Source organism: [Enterobacter] lignolyticus SCF1, assembly GCF_000164865.1.
Classification (GTDB): Bacteria; Pseudomonadota; Gammaproteobacteria; order Enterobacterales; family Enterobacteriaceae; genus Enterobacter_B; species Enterobacter_B lignolyticus.
In genome coordinates this window covers 212,352-232,767 of sequence record NC_014618.1, presented here as the reverse complement: position 1 = coordinate 232,767, position 20,416 = coordinate 212,352, and the positions used below count along the sequence as shown (strand labels likewise).

14 protein-coding genes are annotated in these 20,416 nt (G+C 59.7%); 3 read left to right on the top strand and 11 right to left on the bottom strand.

What is annotated here, in order from left to right; translation table 11 throughout:
• Nucleotides 1–93 precede the first annotated feature (93 nt).
• From hmsP to bcsR, 7 genes are all read right to left on the bottom strand, one after another.
• Nucleotides 94–2,100 carry a biofilm formation regulator HmsP gene (hmsP, locus tag ENTCL_RS01075; protein WP_044611863.1) on the bottom strand — a complete coding sequence of 669 codons (2,007 nt, stop codon included), beginning with the start codon at nucleotides 2,098–2,100 and terminating at the stop codon, nucleotides 94–96.
• 168 nt (nucleotides 2,101–2,268) lie between these two features.
• Nucleotides 2,269–5,763, bottom strand: coding sequence for a cellulose synthase complex outer membrane protein BcsC (gene bcsC, locus ENTCL_RS01070; protein WP_013364270.1), 3,495 nt, complete (start codon nucleotides 5,761–5,763; stop codon nucleotides 2,269–2,271).
• Complete coding sequence (gene bcsZ / locus ENTCL_RS01065; RefSeq protein ID WP_013364269.1) at nucleotides 5,745–6,854, bottom strand: cellulose synthase complex periplasmic endoglucanase BcsZ; 1,110 nt, start codon at nucleotides 6,852–6,854, stop codon at nucleotides 5,745–5,747. Before bcsZ ends, bcsC begins: the two co-directional genes overlap by 19 nt.
• 3 nt (nucleotides 6,855–6,857) lie before the next feature.
• Nucleotides 6,858–9,164, bottom strand: a complete 2,307-nt coding sequence (bcsB, locus tag ENTCL_RS01060; RefSeq protein WP_013364268.1) for a cellulose biosynthesis cyclic di-GMP-binding regulatory protein BcsB — start codon at nucleotides 9,162–9,164, stop codon at nucleotides 6,858–6,860.
• Between the two features lie 10 nt (nucleotides 9,165–9,174).
• Nucleotides 9,175–11,793: a UDP-forming cellulose synthase catalytic subunit gene (bcsA, locus tag ENTCL_RS01055; protein ID WP_013364267.1), complete on the bottom strand. Its 2,619-nt coding sequence runs from the start codon at nucleotides 11,791–11,793 to the stop codon at nucleotides 9,175–9,177.
• The gene (bcsQ, locus tag ENTCL_RS01050) at nucleotides 11,790–12,536 is read right to left on the bottom strand and encodes a cellulose biosynthesis protein BcsQ (protein ID WP_013364266.1); all 747 of its coding nucleotides are present in this window, start codon (nucleotides 12,534–12,536) and stop codon (nucleotides 11,790–11,792) included. The genes bcsA and bcsQ overlap by 4 nt, the downstream gene beginning before the upstream one ends.
• A complete protein-coding gene (gene bcsR / locus ENTCL_RS01045) occupies nucleotides 12,537–12,734 on the bottom strand; it encodes a cellulose biosynthesis protein BcsR (RefSeq protein WP_013364265.1) in 198 nt (65 codons plus the stop codon). It abuts the gene before it with no gap.
• Between the two features lie 215 nt (nucleotides 12,735–12,949).
• Here bcsR and bcsE point away from each other — a divergent pair, with 215 nt between their 5' ends.
• Genes bcsE through bcsG form a run of 3 tightly spaced genes read left to right on the top strand, consistent with a single transcriptional unit; the run spans nucleotide 12,950 to nucleotide 16,375 of the window.
• Nucleotides 12,950–14,509: a cellulose biosynthesis c-di-GMP-binding protein BcsE gene (gene bcsE / locus ENTCL_RS01040; RefSeq protein WP_071841371.1), complete on the top strand. Its 1,560-nt coding sequence runs from the start codon at nucleotides 12,950–12,952 to the stop codon at nucleotides 14,507–14,509.
• On the top strand, nucleotides 14,506–14,703 hold the full coding sequence (bcsF, locus tag ENTCL_RS01035) for a cellulose biosynthesis protein BcsF (RefSeq protein ID WP_013364263.1): 198 nt from the start codon (nucleotides 14,506–14,508) through the stop codon (nucleotides 14,701–14,703). Before bcsE ends, bcsF begins: the two co-directional genes overlap by 4 nt.
• Nucleotides 14,696–16,375, top strand: coding sequence for a cellulose biosynthesis protein BcsG (gene bcsG / locus ENTCL_RS01030; protein ID WP_013364262.1), 1,680 nt, complete (start codon nucleotides 14,696–14,698; stop codon nucleotides 16,373–16,375). Before bcsF ends, bcsG begins: the two co-directional genes overlap by 8 nt.
• 75 nt (nucleotides 16,376–16,450) lie before the next feature.
• On the opposite strand, the gene dppF is transcribed toward bcsG, so the two are convergent.
• Genes dppF through dppB form a run of 4 tightly spaced genes read right to left on the bottom strand, consistent with a single transcriptional unit; the run spans nucleotide 16,451 to nucleotide 20,383 of the window.
• Nucleotides 16,451–17,464 (bottom strand): dipeptide ABC transporter ATP-binding subunit DppF, encoded by a 1,014-nt coding sequence (gene dppF / locus ENTCL_RS01025; RefSeq protein WP_013364261.1) that lies wholly within the window; start codon nucleotides 17,462–17,464, stop codon nucleotides 16,451–16,453.
• Nucleotides 17,461–18,444, bottom strand: coding sequence for a dipeptide ABC transporter ATP-binding protein (gene dppD / locus ENTCL_RS01020; protein ID WP_013364260.1), 984 nt, complete (start codon nucleotides 18,442–18,444; stop codon nucleotides 17,461–17,463). The genes dppF and dppD overlap by 4 nt, the downstream gene beginning before the upstream one ends.
• Before the next feature lie 10 nt (nucleotides 18,445–18,454).
• Nucleotides 18,455–19,354 carry a dipeptide ABC transporter permease DppC gene (gene dppC, locus ENTCL_RS01015; RefSeq protein WP_013364259.1) on the bottom strand — a complete coding sequence of 300 codons (900 nt, stop codon included), beginning with the start codon at nucleotides 19,352–19,354 and terminating at the stop codon, nucleotides 18,455–18,457.
• Between the two features lie 9 nt (nucleotides 19,355–19,363).
• Nucleotides 19,364–20,383: a dipeptide ABC transporter permease DppB gene (dppB, locus tag ENTCL_RS01010; RefSeq protein ID WP_013364258.1), complete on the bottom strand. Its 1,020-nt coding sequence runs from the start codon at nucleotides 20,381–20,383 to the stop codon at nucleotides 19,364–19,366.
• Nucleotides 20,384–20,416: the final 33 nt, after the last annotated feature.

Sequence of the window (20,416 nt, the reverse complement as noted above, 5' to 3'; positions counted from 1 at the left end):
CGGCTTTAAAATAACATCCACGAAACACTACAGAAACATTCAATTACAGAAATGTTAAAAAATTTGAGCTGACTCGCACAAGCGCGTAACGAATTACACGTTTTCATCCTCTCCCGCCAGGCTGAGGTACTTTTGCTCAAAGGTTTCCAGCGGCACGGCGCGGGCAAACAGGAACCCCTGGGCGCAGTCGACGCCCGCCGCCTTCAGCCAGTCGTACTGCGACTGCGTCTCCACGCCCTCCGCCACAATGCTGAGGCTGAGGCTGCGCGCCAGCTGGATTATTGCAGCCACCATGCTGGCGTCCTCCGGCAGGGACTCCACAAAGACCCGGTCAATCTTCAGAATATCCACCGGCAGCGATTTCATATGCTGCAGCTGACGCAGCCCGGCATAGCCCATCCCAAAGTCATCCAGCGCTATCTGTACCCCGGCATTGCGCAGCGGGCGCAGAATGGCGACTGCGGCCTTCGGGTCGTCAATACGGCGGCTCTCGGTCACCTCCAGCACCAGCGTGTTCGGGGCGATACGGTAACGGTTCATCAGCTCCAGCATGTCCGACACCATGTTTTCATGCAGCAGCTGCAAAGCGGAAAGGTTGACCGACAGCGGCAGCATTATGCCGCGGCTCTGCCACGCCGCCAGCAGACGGCAGGACTCCTCCAGCACCCAGTAGCCCACGGTCACCATCAGGCCGCAGTTTTCAATCCTGTCGATAAGGTCGCAGGGCAGCGCCCAGCTACCGTCCGGCTGCCGCTGGCGTAACAGCACCTCAGCGCTGCAGACTTCACCGGTGGCGATATTGACCTGCGGCTGCAGCCACAGGGCGAACTGATGGTTATCCAGCGCCAGCAGGATATCGTTCTCTTCCGTCAATCGACGCTGCGCTTTCTCCATCTCTTCCGGGTCAAAAAACTCTATCTGATTCTTACCCTTGCGCCGCGCGGTAAAGGCCGCCGAAAAGGCCCGGCGATACAGCTGTTCGGCGCTGAGTTCGCCGTGGAACATGGCGATACCGACGCTGGCGCTGGGTCGCAGCTGAATGCCCTGGAGCGGCAAACGCTCATTAATGATAGTGAGCACTTGCTTACCTAATGTGATCGCCTGCCAGGACTCGGTGACGCCTTTGGCCAGAATGGCAAAATCGTAGCCGCTGGCCTGCGCCAGCATCATTTGCGGAGAAATCACCCCACGCAGCTTCTCCACCAGGGTCAGCAGCAGCATCTCGCGCTGCGTCTCCTTCAGCACGCCTGCCGTGTCCTGCAGCGTTTCGCAGGCGATAACCATCAGCGCCGTCGACTCCTTACGGGCGACGGCCTGGTCCAGCATCGCCAGCAGGAAGGCCTTGTTCGGTAGCTCAGACACCGGATAACGGGTCGCGTGGCTGCCTGCCTCTTCGTGCTGGCGCAGCAGGTACTGCTGGTTCCGGTTGTAGCTGCGCACCAGCATGCCAATCTCATCGTCATGATGCAGACGCGGCAGCGCCAGCTGATGGCCGACGCGGTCCATCGGCATGACGTCGTTAATCTCGCGGGCAATCGCGCGCAGCGGGCGCACCACGAGCCGGTTGATGCACCAGGTGATCGCCACGGTGAGCATCAGCACCAAAAGTAAGTAAGCAGTCACTAACGTTGCAAGCGCGCTCATCACAAACTGATACATGCGATACGAGTCGGACTGCAGCAGCAGGTAGGCAATAGGCTGCGGGTTGGCCGGACGCTCCAGCGAATAAATCGGCAGCGAAATCTGCACCGGCAGCTCAAAAATGCGGGTCACCATCACCGGAACGGGCCGCTCCGGAATAAAGCGAATACGCAGCGCCTGGAACTGATTCGGCAGCACCACGTCGGCGCGGCTGGCGACGCCGGCAGGCTGAATGCGGCCCAGAATCGCCTCCGCGTCCGGGATATCGCCTTTGAGGATCGCCGCAGACAGCGGCTCGCGCACCGAACGGGCGATGCTTTCCAGCTGCGTCGCGGTGGTAAAGCGGCTCTGCTGCACGAAGTGAAACAGCAGAATGAAGCAAAAAATAAAGGCAAACACCATGGTGACGCCTGCCACCATAGCCATCTGTTTAATTGTGAGTGAGCGGCTTACGCGCAATGTAACTCTCCCCAGAGTAAAACCTCGCCCTGCGGCACATCACGGAACGAGCCCAGGCAGCTTTACGCCGGGTAGCATAGTCAGACCCGGCGTAAAGTGATTAGCGGCACATTATACGTCAAGAGAGCGCATACGGAGACAGGAGATCGCGTATTTAGGGCTATTCTGTTACCAGTCCGCATAAGGGATGAGCGGCCGCGGCGGCATATCCAGATCTCCCTGCCAGCCTGCGGCGGAATAACGGATATAGAGCAGCGCATGGCTCGGGGTATAATCCTTCGCCTGCTGAATGTCGATTGCCGTTCCGATAAACCAGTTTGAGGTCAGACGGCGTTCTATCAGCGCGCGGGCGGTGTAGCCAAACCCGCTGCTGCTGCTGGCATTTTCAAACTCGTTGCTGGCCTCATCGCGATATTGCGCCGGCACCAGATTGAGCAGCGGATATTTCGCCTGCCTGCTGGTGTGCGACTGCGACCACGATACCGACCCGCCAAGCTCCCACGACCAGTTTTCCGTCCGCTGCCGCCAGTAGACCGGCACGGCGAACGACAAATACTGCTGAGGGCTGTAATAGCCGCCCTGACCGAGGGTGTAGCCGCTCAGATCCTTATCGTAGTGCCAGATCATATTATTGAGGCCGACGGTGACGCGGCGGTTATTTTCGTTAATGATCTTGTAGTAATAACCGGCCATCCAGCGCACGCGCCAGTTGTCCTCCACGTTTTGACCGGTCAGCGAGTCCGCGCTCAGGGACGCCCAGACGCCGTTGGCAGCCCCCTTGTCATAGCTCAGGCTGATGCCGCCGCCGTCGGCCCGCACGCCGCCCCAGGTCGTGCCGGAGTGGCCGTCGTTATCGTTGTCCGTCTGCCCGCCAAACGCCAGCAGAGAGCTGGAGATCGGTCGACGGTGGCCCTCGACGGTATAGCCCAACGGTCCGAGGCTGTTGCTGTAGCTCAGGCCGCCCACAACATCCACCACGTTGAAGCCAATCGGCGTGGTGCCGATGTCCATATTCCAGGTATTGTTATACCAGCCCACCGCGACGCTTGCGCCGTTATCGCTCTGGTTTTTACTGCCGCCGAAGCAGGTCGCCAGATCGCAGGTGCCCCAGCTCGGCGAATAGCCGCCATTGCTTTTGGTGGAGAAGCTGCCGGCGTTCATGTTCACATAGTCGGTACGGAAAAACATCCGCCCGTCCGACAGCGGCGCATCCACCTGCAGCATGGTGGTATGCGCTTTCAGATCGGAATAGCCGCCCGTGCCGCTGGAGCCCCAGTAGTCATGCTCAAGCGTGACGTTCACGTCCTGCTGGCGATACAGGTCGGCGGCATCGCTGCGTACGCCGCGTTTAAGCCAGTCATCCTGCTCGTCATTGCGGGTAAGACGCGTAAAGGTGTCGTTATCCTGCGGCCGCGTCGGGGTTATCCTGGTCGCCACCATCGCGTCCTTATAGCTGTCCAGTCCCTGCTGTGGATTACCGTTTTTCGCCTGCAGGCGGGCGCTATCGCGCAGCACCATCGCGCTTTCCATTGACGGCGGCTGCGCTTTCGCCTGCGGCGCGATAGCGCTGAAAATCTGCTCCGCCTGCGCGGTATCGCCAAGCGCCGCATACACCAGCGCGATGCGCCGCTGCATATTGATTGAACGCGGCGCGTCAGGGGTGGGCGCTTTCAGCTTCGCCAGCTGTTCCCGCGCGGTGGTCGAATTGCCGTCTTCGCTGTACACCTCCGCAAGCCCAAGATGCGCATCGTCGTTACCGGCGTCTTTCGCCAGCACGGCGTTATATTCGCTGATGGCGGTTTGCGTATCGCCGCGCTGCTGCGCCCAGTCGGCGAGCGTCAGGTCGTAGCGCGTGGACGGCGGCTGCTGTTTGAGCAGCGCGATAGCCTGCGCCTCGTGGCCGCTGTCGTGCAGCAGGTTCGCCTGCTGTAGTACCTGTCCTGCCTGCAGGCGATCGGCCAGCTCCTGGATATTGCTGTTCCACTGGCTGCGCGGCAGCGCGTTGAGGTGCGACAGCGCCGCCAGATCCTGATTGTTGCCAGACAAATACAGCGCGTAAGCGTAAACCTGGTCCGGATCACCGGATTTCTTGCGCGCCAGAGCAAGCATCAGGTTATCCGCTTCCGTCCGCTGTCCGGCCGCCGACAGATCTTTCGCCAGCCGGTAGGTAACCCAGACGCTGTCCGGATCAAGCGCCAGGCGACGGCGCTGAACGTCAGCCGCCTGCGCCCAGCGCCCCTGGTTCTCCAGCGCTTCCGCCTGCTGAGACAGGCGCTCATTGGTCAGACTGCGCTCAATATCATCGATACTGCGCCGCTGGCTGGCCGACAGGCTGTTGATAAACGCGGTGGCCTTCTCCGGCGACTGCGCCCGATAAACGTTCGCCAGCCCGCGTACGGCGTTGCTATTGCCACGATCCATACGCAGCGCCTGGGTATAGTAGCGCTCGGCGGTCGCGTTATCCTTGCGCGCGGCGGCCACATCGCCCAGCCCCAGCACGGCATAGCTGTCGGTATTGTCCACCCGCTGCGCCTGGCTGTAGTAACGCTGGGCCTGATCCGGGTTGTTGGCCTTCAGGGCCTCGTCGCCCTGCTTTATCAGCAGCCAGTAGCGGTTGGTTTTCAGCAGGCTGTCCCATTTGCTGCGGTTAGGGCTCTGCGGGTCCATGGCGATGGCTTTTTCAAACTGGGCGACGGCGCGGGCGCGATCGCCGCGCTGCGAGTAGGCCTGCCCCAGCGCGCCGACGGCTTCGCTGTCGTTGTGGTTGCTGTTGACCGCCTGCTGCAGTTCCGACACGGCTTTTCCGCCCTGCCCGGCGTCAACGGCGGCCAGCCCTTCGGCCTTAGCCCGAAAGCCCGGGTCGGCCAGCTGTTTTTGCTGGCTCGCCAGCAGCCCGCGCGCCTCATTCGACACCTCGCCCTCGGTAAACACGGTCAAAAAGCGCTGCAGCGACTGCACGCTGGCCTGGCTTACCGGCTGGTTTTTAATTTGATCGTACCAGATGTCCGCCGCCGTGTTGCGCCCGCCGCCAGAGCGCGACATCTGTTCAAGCACCGCAAATCCTTCGTCGCGCCGGTTATCGGCAAACAGCATTTTCGCCAGCGTCGCCTGCAGCTGGGTGTTGCCCGGCATCCGCACGTTAATTTTCTTCAGTTGGTTAATCGCGTCGTTGTGGCGCGCCGGCAGACGGGCGACCGCGCTCCAGTACTCAACGGCCAAATCGCCGTCCGGCGGCTGGCCGGCAAAAATCTTGTCATACAGCGCTACCCCTTCCGGCACATGCCCGGCCGCGACCTGTAGACGCGCCTGCTGCAGCGCCTGGCGGCCGTCTTCTGTCGACAGCTGCATATCGCTTTGCGAGGCGCGATACGCATCGGAATCCGGCGCCAGCTGTTTTAAGCGATCCAGCTGCTTTTGCGCCCCGGCTTTGTCGCCCTGGCGCAGCAGATAACGCAAACGCGCTGCTATCACCTGCGGATCGTTCGGCGCAATAAGCTCCAGGCGATACAGCGACTGACGCACCAGATCGTCACGCTTGCTGGCCTCGCCGAGCCTGACCTGCTCCAGCAGTTGCTGTTGTGCGGAAGGCGTCGCGGCCCAGGCGGCTGGCAACAGCGTCAGGCCGAGCGAGAGGCTGAGTAGACTTACTGTGAACTTGCGCATTCCTGGCCCCAGTCTGGTTGTAATTCACCGCGAGCGGTGAAACGATAACGGCGCTGATCCCATCCTTGCCCGAAAAGGGTCAGAACATAATTGTAATAGGCGTTCGCGCCGGGGAAGTTATCCGCAACGCGCTGACGCTGAACGGCCTGCGCGTCGCGATCCTGCAAAAAGGGCAGCAGCGCGGCGGAAAAGCCGACCGGCCCGTTGCCGGTCGCATTCCCGGTCGCAACGTCCACTTTCTCCGGCGGCAGCCCGTCCCGGACCGTCTGCGCGGACATGGCGTTGAATTTGGCCAGCAGGCGGGATTTTTGCGGGTCGTCGTTATGCAGCATGCCGACCCACAGATACACGCGGATAGCGTCGTAGCTGCCTACCAGCCCTTTATCCTGTTTCAGCTGCCAGCCGCCCTTTTTGTCATAGCGCACCCAGTCCGGCGCAAACCCTTTTGGCGCGGTTTTCAGCAGCAGGCGCAGGTTGGTTTGCTGTATCGCCGGCCACGGCGCGCCGGCGCGCGCGAAGTAGCGGGCGAGCTGCGGCGGCAGGTAGCTGGGGTTCAGACGCCAGCCCTTATCGTCGGCGAAGCCCACCTTGCCCGGCAGCAGCACCGCGCCCAGTTTGGGGATCGTGACGACCTCCTCCGCAGCGATACGCGCCAGCAGCGCTTTGCCGGTATCGCTGTACTGCGGCATCTTCCACAGCCGCCCAGCTTCCATCAGCGACCAGGCAATCCACAAATCCGCATCCGATGCGGAGTTGCTGTCAATAACCGTCCAGCGGTCGGCCTCTTTTTGGCCCCATAGCCATGCGGGAATATGGGCGTGCAAATCGCCTGCCGCGAGGTTGTTTTGCGTCCAGTCAAGCAGAGTAGCGAACGCTGCGCGGTCGTTAGCGACCAGCGCGAAGAACAGCGCATAGCTCTGTCCTTCGGAGGTGGTGATTTTCCGCGGGTCGCTCGGGTCGATAACTCTCCCGCCGTCGCTGATATAGTCGGTTTTAAACTGCTCCCACGCGGGCCAGCTGCAGGCGGCATGCGCCTGCAACGTGACCAGCATCAGTAGCGCCAGTCCTGCCCGGCGTACAACGTTCATCATGATTTACTCGTCATCGGGATCCAGGCGACGACGGCTGATGATGCGCAGCAGACGCCACAGCACCCACGCCAGCAGCACCACGCTGATTGCCGCCAGAATCGCGAGCAGGATCGGGTGATTAGAGAGCGCAAACCAGACGCGTTCGAACCAGGGCAGATGGCCTACGTAGTACACATCGCCCACGCGCAGGCTGTTTACGCCGGACTCACGGATAACCGAAACAGAACCGAACATCACCGCGCGCTTGCCGCTGTCTCTGAGCGCATCATTCAGCAGCTCAGAACCGCGCGAGCTGTCGGCCATCAGCGCAATCACGCTACGCTCATCGTTATACGGCGACTGAAAGCCAATCACCGCCGCCATCGGGCCGGAGGACGACACGGTGGTTTTGGTGTCCGGCTGACGATCGTTCTCATCGACGTTAACCGTCGGCAAATCATTATGGCGCGCCGGAGTTTTCACCCAGCTTTTGGTCGCTTCCACCAGCATATCTATCTTGCTGTCGTCCTTCAGCGCCGGCGGAATGGTGCCGATCATCATGATATCGACATCCTTATTCGCCACCTGGCCGATGTCGTTCACCAGGGTCATATTCACCGCCGGGAAGCCGGTCTGGCCGCCGATGGTGCCGACAGTTTCCAGCAGTGTATTCATCTGATCCTGGGTCGGCGCGCCCGGCATCACAATGGCGGAGTCCGAGAGGTCGGCCATCCGGCTGAACGGGAAGCCCGCGTTGGCGAACGCGCGCAGGTCCGGCATCGCCAGGAAGTGGTAGTAGTTGGAGAAGTCGATCGTCGAGTCGTCGGCAATCACCACATGATTCTGTATCGGCTGGAAGGTGATACAGTTTTCGACGGTTCCGCCCGGCATCGGGTTGGTGTACTGGAAGTCAAAGCGCAGCTGGTTTGCCGCCCCCAGACGCAGCGCCGGAATCGACACATCGGTCTTTCCGTCCAGCAGCCCCTGCACCACCGGCAGACGCAGCAGCAGGCTGTTGATCTCCTGGGTGCTGCTCAGGCTGTAGGACTGCAGGAACTGGTTGTTCAGGTTGATATCCATGCGCGAGCTGTCTTTTAACGGCGGCATGGTGTAACGGTATTTCAGATCCATATCGATACCGTTGCTGCGCAGCAGGTACAGATCCGGCGGTAAATTGATTGTCAGGTTAATCGGATACGGTTCGAGACCGCTCGACTGCAGCTGCTGCTCGTAGGTTTTCAGCTCGCCGAAGGTCACCGGCCTGTCAGTGTGGATCCAGTTCGGCGCATCGTAAGGCTTACGCGCCAGCAGAGGCTTAACCTCATCGACGGTCACGCTGCTGCCGCGGAACAGAATGCTGCCCTGGGCTATCCCCTTCGCCGCCTGCAGCAAATCGTCGTCATTACGGCCAAACACCACCAACAGCTTCACGTACGGCTTGTCCGGATGGTTGATCATGGTGATGGTGGGCGCGTTGACCTGCGGGTAATCGCGCAGGAAGTCCGGGCGCTTATCGTTGGTGGCGAAGACTATCGCATTGCTCTCCGGCAAGGCGTTGTACAGCACCGGGAAAGTCTGGCCGCGCCAGCCCGCCAGGGAGCCAAACCACGAAGCCACAATTGCCGCCGCCTTCTGCTGCGGGAGATCCGGCGTACCGGCAAACACCATCGGCAGCGTCATCGGACGGTTGTCGCGGGAGTCAAAAAACGGCACCGGGAAATAAGACAGATCGTTTTGCACGTTGAGCGTTTGCAGCGTCATCGTGAGCGAGCTGTCGCGCCCGATGTCCATCCACAGGGTGTTGCTGGCCGGGTTTTCGCACACATCTCGATAGTGGCCGACAAACTCCAGCCGCACGTTGTTGAGATCGCTGATGTACAGCGGGTCAATCGGCATCTGGGCAGCGACTTTTTTCCCCAGTTGCTCTTTGGTCACCGGCAGCACGCCCATCAGCTCATCGTTGAGATAGACCTTCAGCTGCGACTGCACAGGAATCAGCGACGGCGACGGGGTGTACACCAGGTTCAGCATCGCTTTCGATGCCACCTCATCGCTGCGCATACCGAACTGCACCCGCCCCGTCGGACTTACCCCGCGCAGCGCCATGCTGCCCGGCGCCGGAGCAATCTGGGCAAAACTCAGCTTAACGTCACGCGACGGGGTATTTTCCACGACGACGGGTGCCGCCATTGCCGCATTGCCGCTTGCCGGATCGGCTGCGACAGGCGTTGCTGGCGCCGAATCAGACGTGGGTTCGGCCCAGGTACTCACCGGGAGTAAACATCCCATTCCTACTGCCGCTGCGCAAATCCAGGAAAGTTTTCTTTTCATCGTGTAATCATCATTGTTGAGCGATAACCGGTTCCGAAAGCGTCTCTTTCACCGTGCGTTCCGGGCGGCGGGGAATAAACGACACCACCCAGCTGATCAGCGCGATAAGCGACCGGAAAATGTATTTCACTGAAGAAGGAGCAAACTCGGCAAGATGACGGTATCCCCGGAACCCCAGTTTCAGAATGTCCAGCAGGCTTTCCAGCGGCTTGTCTTCCGGAAAGCTGTCCTGCCACAGCGCCCAGGTATCGGCGCGGGCGAACGTACACTGCACAAAATTGATATGCTGGCGAGTAGAGAGCGGCAGCAGCTGCAGACCGATCTCACTGCCGGACACGCGCATGACCTTCGTCGGGAACGCATACTCCTGCTGCCCGCGTTTGAGCAACAGCTGTACGTTTTGCCCCTCAAGCACCTGCGCCTGACCGTTAATTCTGACGCCCACGCCGCCGTCGGAGAAATCATGCAGCGTGCAGGAGAACAGATGGCCGTCCTCACGGGCGATCGCCGCCGGCATCGACATTTCGACGCGGTGGGAGCGGCGCACCTGCTTGCTTTCGACCGACACCGCCACCGCCCCGCCGAGGATAATCAGGTTATAGAACACCCACAGCAGGCTGACCCACACCGTCAGAACCTCATTCTCCGGGCCGTAGAAGTGACGCCAGATGCCGACCGCTACCCCCAGCAGGTTGAGCAGCACCAGGTAGAGATAGGGCTTAGAGATAACCCAGTCCACGTACTCTTCCTTGACCAGACCGCCCTTCGCCGTGACGTTAAACTTGCCGATTTTCGGGTTGATCAGCGCCACCATGGTCGGCGGCGCGATATACCAGGCCAGCACGGTTTCGTAGATTTCACTCCAGAAAGAGTGGCGGTATTTCCCCTGAATTCGCGAGTTGGTGAGGCTTGCGTGGATCATATGCGGCAGCACGAACAGCGCAATCATCAGCGCCGGGGCGTAGATGATGTACGCATGAAACAGCAGGAACGCCAGCGGCGCGGTCAGGAAAACCAGCCGCGGCACCCCGGACAAAAAGTGCAGCATGGCGTTGGCGTAGCAGATCCGCTGAGGCAGCTTCAGCCCTTTGCCGAACAGCGGGTTATCGGTACGGAAAATTTGCACCATCCCGCGCGCCCAGCGGATGCGCTGGCCAATGTGCGCCGACAGGCTTTCCGTCGCCAGCCCTGCCGCCTGCGGGATGCGCATATAGGCCGAGGTGTAGCCCAGCCGGTGCAGGCGCAGCGACGTGTGGGCGTCTTCGGTGACCGTTTCTACGGCGATACCGCCAATCCGGTCCAGCGGCTCACGGCGGATAACCGCGCAGGAGCCGCAGAAAAAGGTCGCATCCCACATGTCGTTTCCGTCCTGCACCAGGCCGTAGAACAACGTGCCTTCGTTCGGCGTTTTGCGAAAACGCCCCAGGTTGCGCTCAAACGGGTCCGGCGAGAAGAAGTGGTGCGGCGTCTGCATGACCGCCAGCTTTTCGTCCTTGCGGAACCAGCCCATGGTCATTTGCAGGAAAGAGCGCGTCGGGACGTGGTCGCAGTCGAAAATGGCGACAAACTCGCCTTTCGCCATCTTCAGCGCGTTGTTGATGTTGCCCGCCTTAGCGTGCTCATGCGAGGTACGGGCGATATATTCCACCCCAACGTCTTTGGCGAACTGCCGGAACTCCTCACGACCGCCGTCATCGAGGATCCAGATAGTCAGTTTGTCCTTCGGCCAGTCGATACCAAGAGAGGCGTAAATGGTGTTTTTCACCACGTTCAGATCTTCGTTATAGGTCGGGACGAAGATATCGACGGTCGGCCAGTCGGACATTTTCTCCGGCAGCGGCACCGGATGACGGTTCAGCGGCCAGATAATCTGAAAATAGCCGAACACCAGTACAATCCAGGCATAGGTTTCGGCAAACAGCAGGATAAGCCCGAAAGTGAGGCTCAGCGGATCGTTCCAGTTCAGCGTCGAGGTGTAGCGCCACCAGATATAGCGGCACGAAACCGTCAGCGAGAGCACGATAAGCATCAGCGACGGGAAACGTCCCGGGATACGCCGCACCATCAGCGCAACGCCCCAAAGCAGCAGCAGGAAGACGAACTGCGACAGCGGGTTAAACGGCTGGGTAATGCAGACCAGCGCCAGCACCAGCGAAAAGAACACCACCACGCCGAGGATAATTTTGCGCAGCCTCGGGCTCAGGTGCGCCAGCTCTTTTTTGTGGTCGAGGTGACCGGTTTTATGCGTGAACCTGTCCGGCAGCGTCTCCATCCACTGATGATATCGACCGCGCAGCCCTTCCAGCGCCGCCAGGGCGCGCCAGTCCGTTTTCTGCTTCTCCACCGGCGGACGGCTGGTCAACAGCCACAGGCTCTGCAGCAGATAGCGGATCGGGTCGAGAGGACGAGGACGATGGGGATTGATATGCGGAAAATACGTCGCATGGTGGTCGCGAATGCGCTGCCAGCGCGGATTCTCGAGAGGAAAGACGATCCAGGCAAGCGCCGCCCACAGGCAGCCCAGCGTCGCGCCGAGGCGGGTCGCGCGGTGGCGACGGTAATCCTGATAGCGCCGCCGCAGGCTGGCTGCGGCCTCTGGAGCGAGCAGCAGGGCGCTAAGGCGAATCATGATGGTTTCCCCGCCTGCGCGTAGTGCAGCAGACACCAGTTCGCCAGGGTGACCATTTCCTCTGCGGACAATGCATCGCCGCGGTACTCGCCGACCGGCTGCTTCGCCGCCAGGCACTCCGCCATCGCTTCATCCCGGTGGATCACCAGCGGCAGAATCTGCGTCTGGCTTTCCAGCCAGACGCGGTACAGGTCGTCCTGCACCTGGCTGCCGATGCGCAGATCGTTTATCAGCACGCGTCCGTTCGCGGGCATCACCTGCTGATGCAGGCGGATATGGCAGTTGGCATCGGGCCTGACCACCGTCAGCACGTGGTGACAGGCCGCAATCAGCGACTGCGTCCATGGCGTAAACCCGTGCGGAATGTCGAGCAGGATCCATTGATAGTGGTTCAGATGCTGCAGGGTCGTCACGATTCCGGTGAGCTTGTGGAGTACTGACGCCATCTCGTCAGAATGGACATGTAAACGTTCGGCGGGCGTCAGCTGGCCGAAGGGCAAAAAATCGATCTGCGACGTGTAGCGCATCCCCGCGCTGCGCCAGTCGCCGCCGTCGATAAGCGCCCGCGCCCAGCCGCCGCGATGGTGCAACGCGTCATTAAAAAACAGGCGCAGTAAATTATCCGGACAGGCATCGACGATAATGACCGACTCGCCAAGCGTTTGTAATGCCCAGCCGAGCGCCGCGGCTACCGATGTCGTACCCACTCCCCCACGCAGTCCCTGTAGTCCAAGAATGGTCATTTACGCTCCCTGCTGTTGTTCGGCAAATTCAGCCAACAGGGGCCAGCGTTTTAACGCCGCGGCCAACTGCTCGCGTTGGGAAATATCGGTGTAATCTATTTCAGGCAACAAAAATGCCCGGCTTAGCGCCAAAAAATCATTCTGGAAAGTATAGCCCAGCGCGGAATCTGACGATGTCCGGAGTTCATTCTCAGACATTTTAATTACCCTTCATCGGATATATTCAGGAAGCGAATCATGAAGACTTATTTCGCATCAAAAAATAATACATTTGCTTTTTTCGCTACACTGTCTTCAACACATAAGATTCGTTTACATGCTAAATCTGTTAATCTTTAATTTCAATGTTAGGTTTAATCTGGCGCTTTTGCTAGTAAACTGACAGATAGCCAAATTAGCGCATGAGGGACACAGTGAACCCTGTATTCTCAATTGGAATCCAGTCTTTATGGGACGAGGTGAGCCATATGCCCACAGGCGGCGTATGGTGGATGAACGTTGAACGGCGAGAAGATGCGGAGAGTCTATTAAACCAGACGATCGCCGCACAATCCGCCGATGCCAAAGTCGCGGCGATCACCATGGGAGAAATACCAAATAAAATCATAAGATTACACGAATCCCATGGACCTAAAAAAATACGTCTTTTCGCCATGCCGAAAAGCGAAAATGGTCTATACTCGCTGTACCGTGATTTGCTCTGTTCCATTGAGCCAAGTGATTATTTATTTATCCTGATGTGTGCTGACAACGCCTGGAAAAATATTCCAGGAGATCGTTTGCGCACATGGTTGAATAACGCCAGCCGCTGGACCAATTACTATCACTGCTCGCTGCTCATTCTCAATCCAGGAAACAATACGGATGCTCAGCTGTCGCTGTTACTCGGCGAACATCGCTCGCTCTCTGGTTTAGCAAGCCTGCGTTACCAGGGCGATAATCACCTTTTTGACATTGCCTTCTGGGGCAATGAAAAAGGCCTCAGCGCCCGCCAGCAGCTGCAGGTTAACTACACCGACGGCGTCTGGAAGCTGGCTGAAAAAGAAGAAACCAATATTCAGCCACGCAGCGATGAAAAAGTCGTGCTGAGCAATAAAAACGTGCTGGAGGGCGCGCCGGCGCTCTCTGAATATTGGTCGCTGTTCGACAGCAACGATGCGATTTTTAATGCCTCGCGCACCGCGCAGGCCGCGACGGTTATTTTTGCGGTAGAGCAAACCAGCCAGATTGAACAGCTGGCCCGCTTTATTCACACGCTGCGCCGCCAGCGCGGCACCGCGCTGAAGATAGTGGTGCGCGAAATGGTGGCCAGCCTGCGCGCAACCGACGAGCGCCTGCTGCTCGGCTGCGGCGCAAACCTGGTGGTGCCCTGGAACGCCCCGCTCTCCCGCTGCCTGACGCTGGTGGAAAGCGTGCAAAAACAGCAGTTCCACCGCCACGTTCCCGATGAAATAAACACCCTTCTGGCGCTGACCCAGCCGCTCAAGCTGCGCGGCTACCAGAAATGGGATGTGTTCTGCGCCGCCGTACACGATATTATGAACAATCCCCTGTTGCCTGCAGACAACAAAGGGGTGATGGTCGCGCTACGGCCGGTGCCCGGGCTGCGGGTTGAGCAGGCGCTTACGCTGTGCCGACCCAACCGCTTCGGCGATATTATGACGATCGGCAACAACCGGCTGGTGCTGTTTTTGACCTTCTGCCGCGTCAATGACCTCGATACCGCACTCAACCATATTTTCCCGCTGCCGACCGGCGATATATTCTCCAATCGAATGATTTGGTTTGAAGATAAGCAGATCACGGCGGAAATTGTCGAAATGCAGGCCGTCACCGCCGAGCGCTGGACAACGCCGCTGCCGTTCACCATTGGCAGAAGCGAGGTCATGAACGCGGCCCATGACGGGCGAAGCTGGCGCCGGATCCCCGAGCCGCATCGTCTTGCCGATACCAAAAGGGGGGAAAAGGCATGATGTCGATTAGCGATATTATTCAGCTGGTTGTGCTGTGCGCCCTGATCTTTTTTCCCCTGGGCTTTATGGCGCGCCACTACTGGCGCCGTATTAAAACCACCATCAGACTGATGTTTTTCAAGCCCCGTTACACCAGGCCAATGGGCACACTGCGTCGGCCAGCTATCGTCAAGGCAAAGCAAAAAGATGACTAATTCTTCTAAAACCACCGCCCCGCCGCCGTCGGGCTGGCAATACTGGCGCGGCCTTTCCGGCTGGAACTTCTATTTTCTGGTGAAGTTCGGCCTGCTGTGGGCGGGATACCTGAATTTTCACGCCATGCAGAACCTGGTCTTTATGGCGTTCCTGCTGCTGCCGCTGCCGAACCGCAGGCTCCATCAGTGGCGCCACTGGATTGCCATTCCCGTTGGTTTTGCGCTGTTCTGGCACGATACCTGGCTGCCCGGTCCGGAAAGCATTATGAGCCAGGGCTCGCAGGTGGCGGGCTTCAGCTTTGATTACGTGGTGGACCTTGTCACCCGCTTCATCAACTGGCAGATGGTCGGCGCTTTCTTTGTGCTGCTGGTCGCCTGGCTGTTCTTGTCGCAGTGGCTGCGCGTTACCGTATTTGTGGTCGGCATTATGATCTGGCTGAACGCGATTACCCTGATCGGCCCCAGCTTTTCGCTCTTCCCTGCCGGGCAAGCGACCGGCACCGTGACCACCACGGGCGGCACCGCTGCCGCTACGGTAGCCACGGCGGATGCCAAACCGGTGGTTGGCGACATGCCGGCGCAGACCGCGCCGCCGACGTCGGCCAACCTGAACGCCTGGCTTTCCAGCTTCTATGCCGCCGAAGAGAAACGCAAAACGACCTTCCCGGGCGCACTACCTGAAGACGCTCAGCCGTTCGAGCTGCTGGTTATCAATATCTGTTCGCTGTCGTGGGATGATATTGAAACCGCGGGCCTGATGCAGCATGCCCTGCTGCAGCATTTTGATATCGTCTTCAAGAATTTCAACTCGGCGACCTCCTACAGCGGCCCGGCGGCCATCCGCCTGCTGCGCGCAAGCTGCGGCCAGCCGTCGCACACCAACCTCTACTCGCCGGCCGGAAAGGACTGCTATCTGTTCGATAACCTGGCGAACCTGGGCTTTAAGTCCCAGCTGATGCTTGGTCATAACGGGCAGTTCGGCGATTTCCTCAAAGAGGTGCGCAACTACGGCGATTTGCAAAGCCCGCTGATGGATCAGACCGGTATCCCGGTCACCCTGCTCGGCTTCGACGGCTCGCCGGTGTATGACGATCTGGCGATGCTGAACCGCTGGCTCGACAACGAGAAGAAAGAGGACGGCGCCCGTACCGCCACCTTCTACAACACGCTGCCGCTGCACGACGGCAACCATTTCCCGGGACAGAGCAAAACCGCCGATTATAAAATGCGGGCACAAAAGATGTTTGACGAGCTGGACCAGTTCTTTACCGAACTGGAAAAATCGGGTCGTAAGGTAATGGTGGTTATTGTGCCGGAACACGGTGGCGCGATTCACGGCGATAAGATGCAGGTATCCGGCCTGCGCGATATCCCAAGCCCGTCGATTACCAACGTACCTGCTGCGATTAAGTTCTTCGGCATGAAGGCGCCGCATCAGGGCGCGGCGGTTGAAATCGCACAGCCGAGCAGCTATCTCGCCATTTCCGAACTGGTCGCGCGCGCGGTCGACGGCAAAATGTTTACCGAAGACAGCGTCAACTGGCAGCAGTACACCAGCGGCCTGCCGCAAACGGCGCCGGTCTCTGAGAACTCCAATGCGGTGGTGATTCAGTACCAGGGCAAACCGTACGTGCGGCTGAACGGCGGCGAATGGGTGCCTTACCCGCAGTAATGCCCGTGCAGCACCCCCGAAAAAAAACCGGAGCCTGAACTCCGGTTTTTGCTTTTTGCTATTCGCTGTTTGCTATCAGGAAAGCGGCTTTTCGCCGTTTTCGTCCTGGTCGACGGCGAAGCATGCCACCAGCTGGCCGCCGTAGTCCTTGAGCTGCGGCTGCAGCTGCGTGCAGGGGCCGAAGCGGCGGCGGCAGCGGGCGTTGAACGCGCAGCCCGGCGGCGGGTTGAGCGGGCTTGGCAGCTCCCCGGTCAGCTTGATGCGCTCGCGGCGGTCGTCCGGGTTCAGGCGCGGCGTCGCCGACAGCAGCGCCTGGGTATACGGATGGCGCGGGTTATTGAAGATCTGATCTTTGGTCCCTTTCTCCACGCAGCGCCCCAGGTACATCACCATCACTTCATCAGCAATGTGCTCTACCACCGACAGGTCATGAGAGATAAAGACATACGACAGGCCCATATCCTGCTGTAAATCCATCATCAGGTTCAGCACCTGCGCACGCACCGAAACGTCAAGCGCCGACACCGGCTCGTCCGCAATGACCACGTCAGGGTCCAGCATCAGGCCGCGGGCAATGGCGATACGCTGGCGCTGGCCGCCGGAGAACATGTGCGGATAGCGGTCGTAATGCTCGGTTTTCAGGCCGACTTTCGCCATCATCGCCAGCGCTTTCTCCCGGCGCTGCTCTTTGTTCAGGCCGGTGTTAATCTGCAGCGGCTCTTCCAGAATTTGTCCCACTTTTTTACGCGGGTTCAGCGAGCCATACGGGTTCTGAAAGACTATCTGAATCTTCTGACGGCGCAGCTTCTGCGCCTGCGGGTCGTGCTTGAGCAGATCCTGCCCCTGCCAGTAAAGCTCGCCGCCGGTCGGTGTTTCAATCATCGTCAGCAGGCGTCCCAGCGTGGATTTCCCGCAGCCGGACTCGCCCACTACCGCCAGCGTTTTACCCCGCTCAAGCGTGAAGGAAACGCCGTCCAGCGCTTTGACCAGGCGCTCCGGGGCGAAGATCCCCTTTTTCACCGGGTAGTATTTTTTCAGGTCGATAGCCTTCAGCAGCGGCTGCTGCGAGGTGGCCTCGTGCGTACTCATAGGGTCGGCCTCCCGGCATCATCAAGGGGGTAATGGCATTTGGACTGACGCTCGCCGTCGATGGCGTTCAGGCCCGGTTCTTCACTGCGGCATTTATCCGTGGCATACGGGCAGCGCGGATTCAGCAGACAGCCGTTCGGGCGGTCATATTTCCCCGGCACGACGCCCGGCAGCGAGGCCAGACGCGCTTTATCCTGCGCAAACTCCGGCAGCGCGCGCAGCAGCGCCTGGGTGTAGGGGTGACGCGGCGCGCGGAAGATATCCTTCGCATCGCCGGTCTCCACCACCTGGCCCGCATACATCACGATGATTTTGTGCGCCGCTTCCGCAACCAGCGCCAGATCGTGGGTGATCAGCACCAGCGCCATGTTTTCTTTCTGCTGAAGCTCCAGCAGCAGCTCGATGATCTGCGCCTGGATGGTAACGTCCAGCGCCGTCGTCGGCTCATCGGCAATCAGCAGCTTCGGACGGCAGGCGATCGCCATGGCGATCATCACGCGCTGGCTCATCCCGCCGGAGAGCTGGTGCGGATAGACGTCCAGACGCGACGCCGGGTCGGGAATCCCCACCTGATTGAGCAGATCGATCGCGCGCTGGCGACGGGTCTTTTTGTTACCGCCCTGATGCACCTTAATCGCTTCCATAATCTGGAAACCGACGGTGTAGCAGGGGTTCAGGCTGGTCATCGGGTCCTGGAAAATCATCGCCACTTCCGCGCCCACCAGCTGGCGACGCTCTTTTTCGGAAATGCGCTTCAGGTCCCGGCCGTTGAACTCCAGTTTTTCCGCCATCACGCGGCCCGGGTAGTCAATCAGCCCCATGATCGCCAGCGAGCTCACGGATTTACCGGAACCAGACTCCCCAACGATGCCCACGACTTCGCCCTGCTTCACGCTGTAGCTGATGCGGTCCACGGCGCGAAACGGTGTGCCTTCGTCGCCGAAGTGCACCGACAATTTATCTACATTTAATAACGCCATCTCGTGCCTCTTACTGCTTCAGTTTGGGATCCAGCGCGTCACGCAGACCGTCGCCCATCAGGTTAAATGCCAGCACCGTCAGCAGGATCGCCAGACCCGGGAAGGTCACGACCCACCAGGCGCTCTGCGCGAACTGCAACACGTCGGAGAGCATAGTGCCCCACTCCGGTGTCGGCGGCTGCGCACCCATGCCAAGGAAGCCAAGAGCGGCCATATCGAGAATGGCGTTAGAGAAACCGAGCGACGCCTGAACAATCAGCGGCGCCAGGCAGTTCGGGAAAATATTGACGAACATCTGGCGTATCGCGCCCGCGCCCGCCACGCGAGAGGCGGTGACGTAATCGCGGTTAACCTCCACCAGCACCGCCGCGCGCGTCAGACGCACATAGTGAGGCAGCGCCACGAAGGTCAGCGCAAGGGCGGCGTTGCCTATCGACGGGCCGAAAATCGCCACCAGCACCAGCGCCAGCAGCAGGCTCGGCAGGGCCAGCATGATATCGACGATACGCATGATAATGTTGTCGACGATGCCGCCGAAGTAGCCCGCCACCAGACCGAGGACAATCCCCAGCACCAGCGACAGCACCACCACCAGGCAGCCCACCAGCAGCGACAGGCGCGCGCCGTACATCAGGCGCGACAGGACATCGCGGCCCACATCGTCGGTCCCCAGCAGATGCGCCAGGCTACCGCCTTGCTGCCAGAATGGCGGAACCAGCAGGGAATCGCGGAACTGATCCGCCGGGTTATAGGGCGCCAGCCAGTTGGCGAAGATGGCGATAATCATTACCACCACCACATACGCCAGGCCGATAACCGCCCCTTTGTTACGCTTAAAATAGTGCCAGAACTCCTGCAGCGGGGTCATGGGCACCGGTGCAGCAACTTTAGTTTCAGTGACTTGTGACATGATGGCCCCTTACTTCTTATGACGAATACGCGGGTTCACCACGCCGTACAGCAGGTCGACCAGCAGGTTAACGAGAATAATCATCGTCGCGACCAGCAGCACCCCGCCCTGCACCACCGGATAATCACGGCGCTGCAGCGCATCAATCAGCCAGCGCCCAAGGCCCGGCCAGGAAAAGATGGTTTCGGTCAGGATCGCGCCCGCCAGCAGCGTGCCCACCTGCAAACCGATGACGGTCACTACGGGCAGCATGGCGTTACGCAGCGCGTGGATAATGATGACGCGCATGCGGGTCAGGCCTTTTGCGCGGGCGGTGCGGATGTAATCTTCCCCCAGCACTTCCAGCATCGCCGAACGGGTCATACGCACGATCACCGCCAGCGGGATCGTACCGAGCACCACGGCAGGCAGCACCATGTGCGCGATCGCATCGATAAAATCACCCGGCTGGCCCCAAATGGCAGTGTCAATCAGCATAAAACCGGTTAACGGCAGGGTATCGTCGAGGAACACCGAATCGCTGATACGTCCGGACACCGGCGCAAGGTTGAGCTGCACCGACACCAGCATAATAAGCATCATGCCCCACCAAAAAATAGGCATCGAGTAACCCGTCAGGGCCAGGCCTACCGCGGTATGATCGAAAACCGAGCCGCGCTTGACCGCAGCCAGCACGCCGACGGGAATCCCCACCGCAACGGCAAAAATCATGGCGCAAACGCCGAGCTCAAGCGTCGCTTTAAAACGCGGTACGAACTCGTCCCACACCGGCAGGCGGCTTTTGAGCGAAATGCCTAAATCGCCATGGAGCACGCCCCAGATATAATGGAGGTACTGCTGCCACAACGGTTTATCCAGGCCTAAGGCGGCCAGGAGCTGCGCGTGGCGCTCAGGGGAGATACCACGCTCACCCGCCATGATCATCACCGGATCGCCGGGGATCATATGAACAAAGGCAAAGGTGAGGAGGGTGATACCGATAAAGGTTGGGATGACTAATCCCAGACGTCGGAGGATGAACTGCAACATAACCCGTATTCTCTCTAATGACGCATAGCCTGG

What these genes read in the sequence shown, in the direction of transcription:
- bcsZ (WP_013364269.1), bottom strand. Translation starts at nt 6,854, where the DNA reads ATGATGAACGTTGTACGCCGGGCAGGACTGGCGCTACTGATGCTGGTC.
- bcsQ (WP_013364266.1), bottom strand. Translation starts at nt 12,536, where the DNA reads ATGACCATTCTTGGACTACAGGGACTGCGTGGGGGAGTGGGTACGACA.
- dppF (WP_013364261.1), bottom strand. Translation starts at nt 17,464, where the DNA reads ATGAGTACGCACGAGGCCACCTCGCAGCAGCCGCTGCTGAAGGCTATC.
- bcsC (WP_013364270.1), bottom strand. Translation starts at nt 5,763, where the DNA reads ATGCGCAAGTTCACAGTAAGTCTACTCAGCCTCTCGCTCGGCCTGACG.
- dppD (WP_013364260.1), bottom strand. Translation starts at nt 18,444, where the DNA reads ATGGCGTTATTAAATGTAGATAAATTGTCGGTGCACTTCGGCGACGAA.
- bcsA (WP_013364267.1), bottom strand. Translation starts at nt 11,793, where the DNA reads ATGATTCGCCTTAGCGCCCTGCTGCTCGCTCCAGAGGCCGCAGCCAGC.
- dppC (WP_013364259.1), bottom strand. Translation starts at nt 19,354, where the DNA reads ATGTCACAAGTCACTGAAACTAAAGTTGCTGCACCGGTGCCCATGACC.
- bcsB (WP_013364268.1), bottom strand. Translation starts at nt 9,164, where the DNA reads ATGAAAAGAAAACTTTCCTGGATTTGCGCAGCGGCAGTAGGAATGGGA.
- dppB (WP_013364258.1), bottom strand. Translation starts at nt 20,383, where the DNA reads ATGTTGCAGTTCATCCTCCGACGTCTGGGATTAGTCATCCCAACCTTT.
- bcsF (WP_013364263.1), top strand. Translation starts at nt 14,506, where the DNA reads ATGATGTCGATTAGCGATATTATTCAGCTGGTTGTGCTGTGCGCCCTG.
- bcsR (WP_013364265.1), bottom strand. Translation starts at nt 12,734, where the DNA reads ATGTCTGAGAATGAACTCCGGACATCGTCAGATTCCGCGCTGGGCTAT.
- bcsG (WP_013364262.1), top strand. Translation starts at nt 14,696, where the DNA reads ATGACTAATTCTTCTAAAACCACCGCCCCGCCGCCGTCGGGCTGGCAA.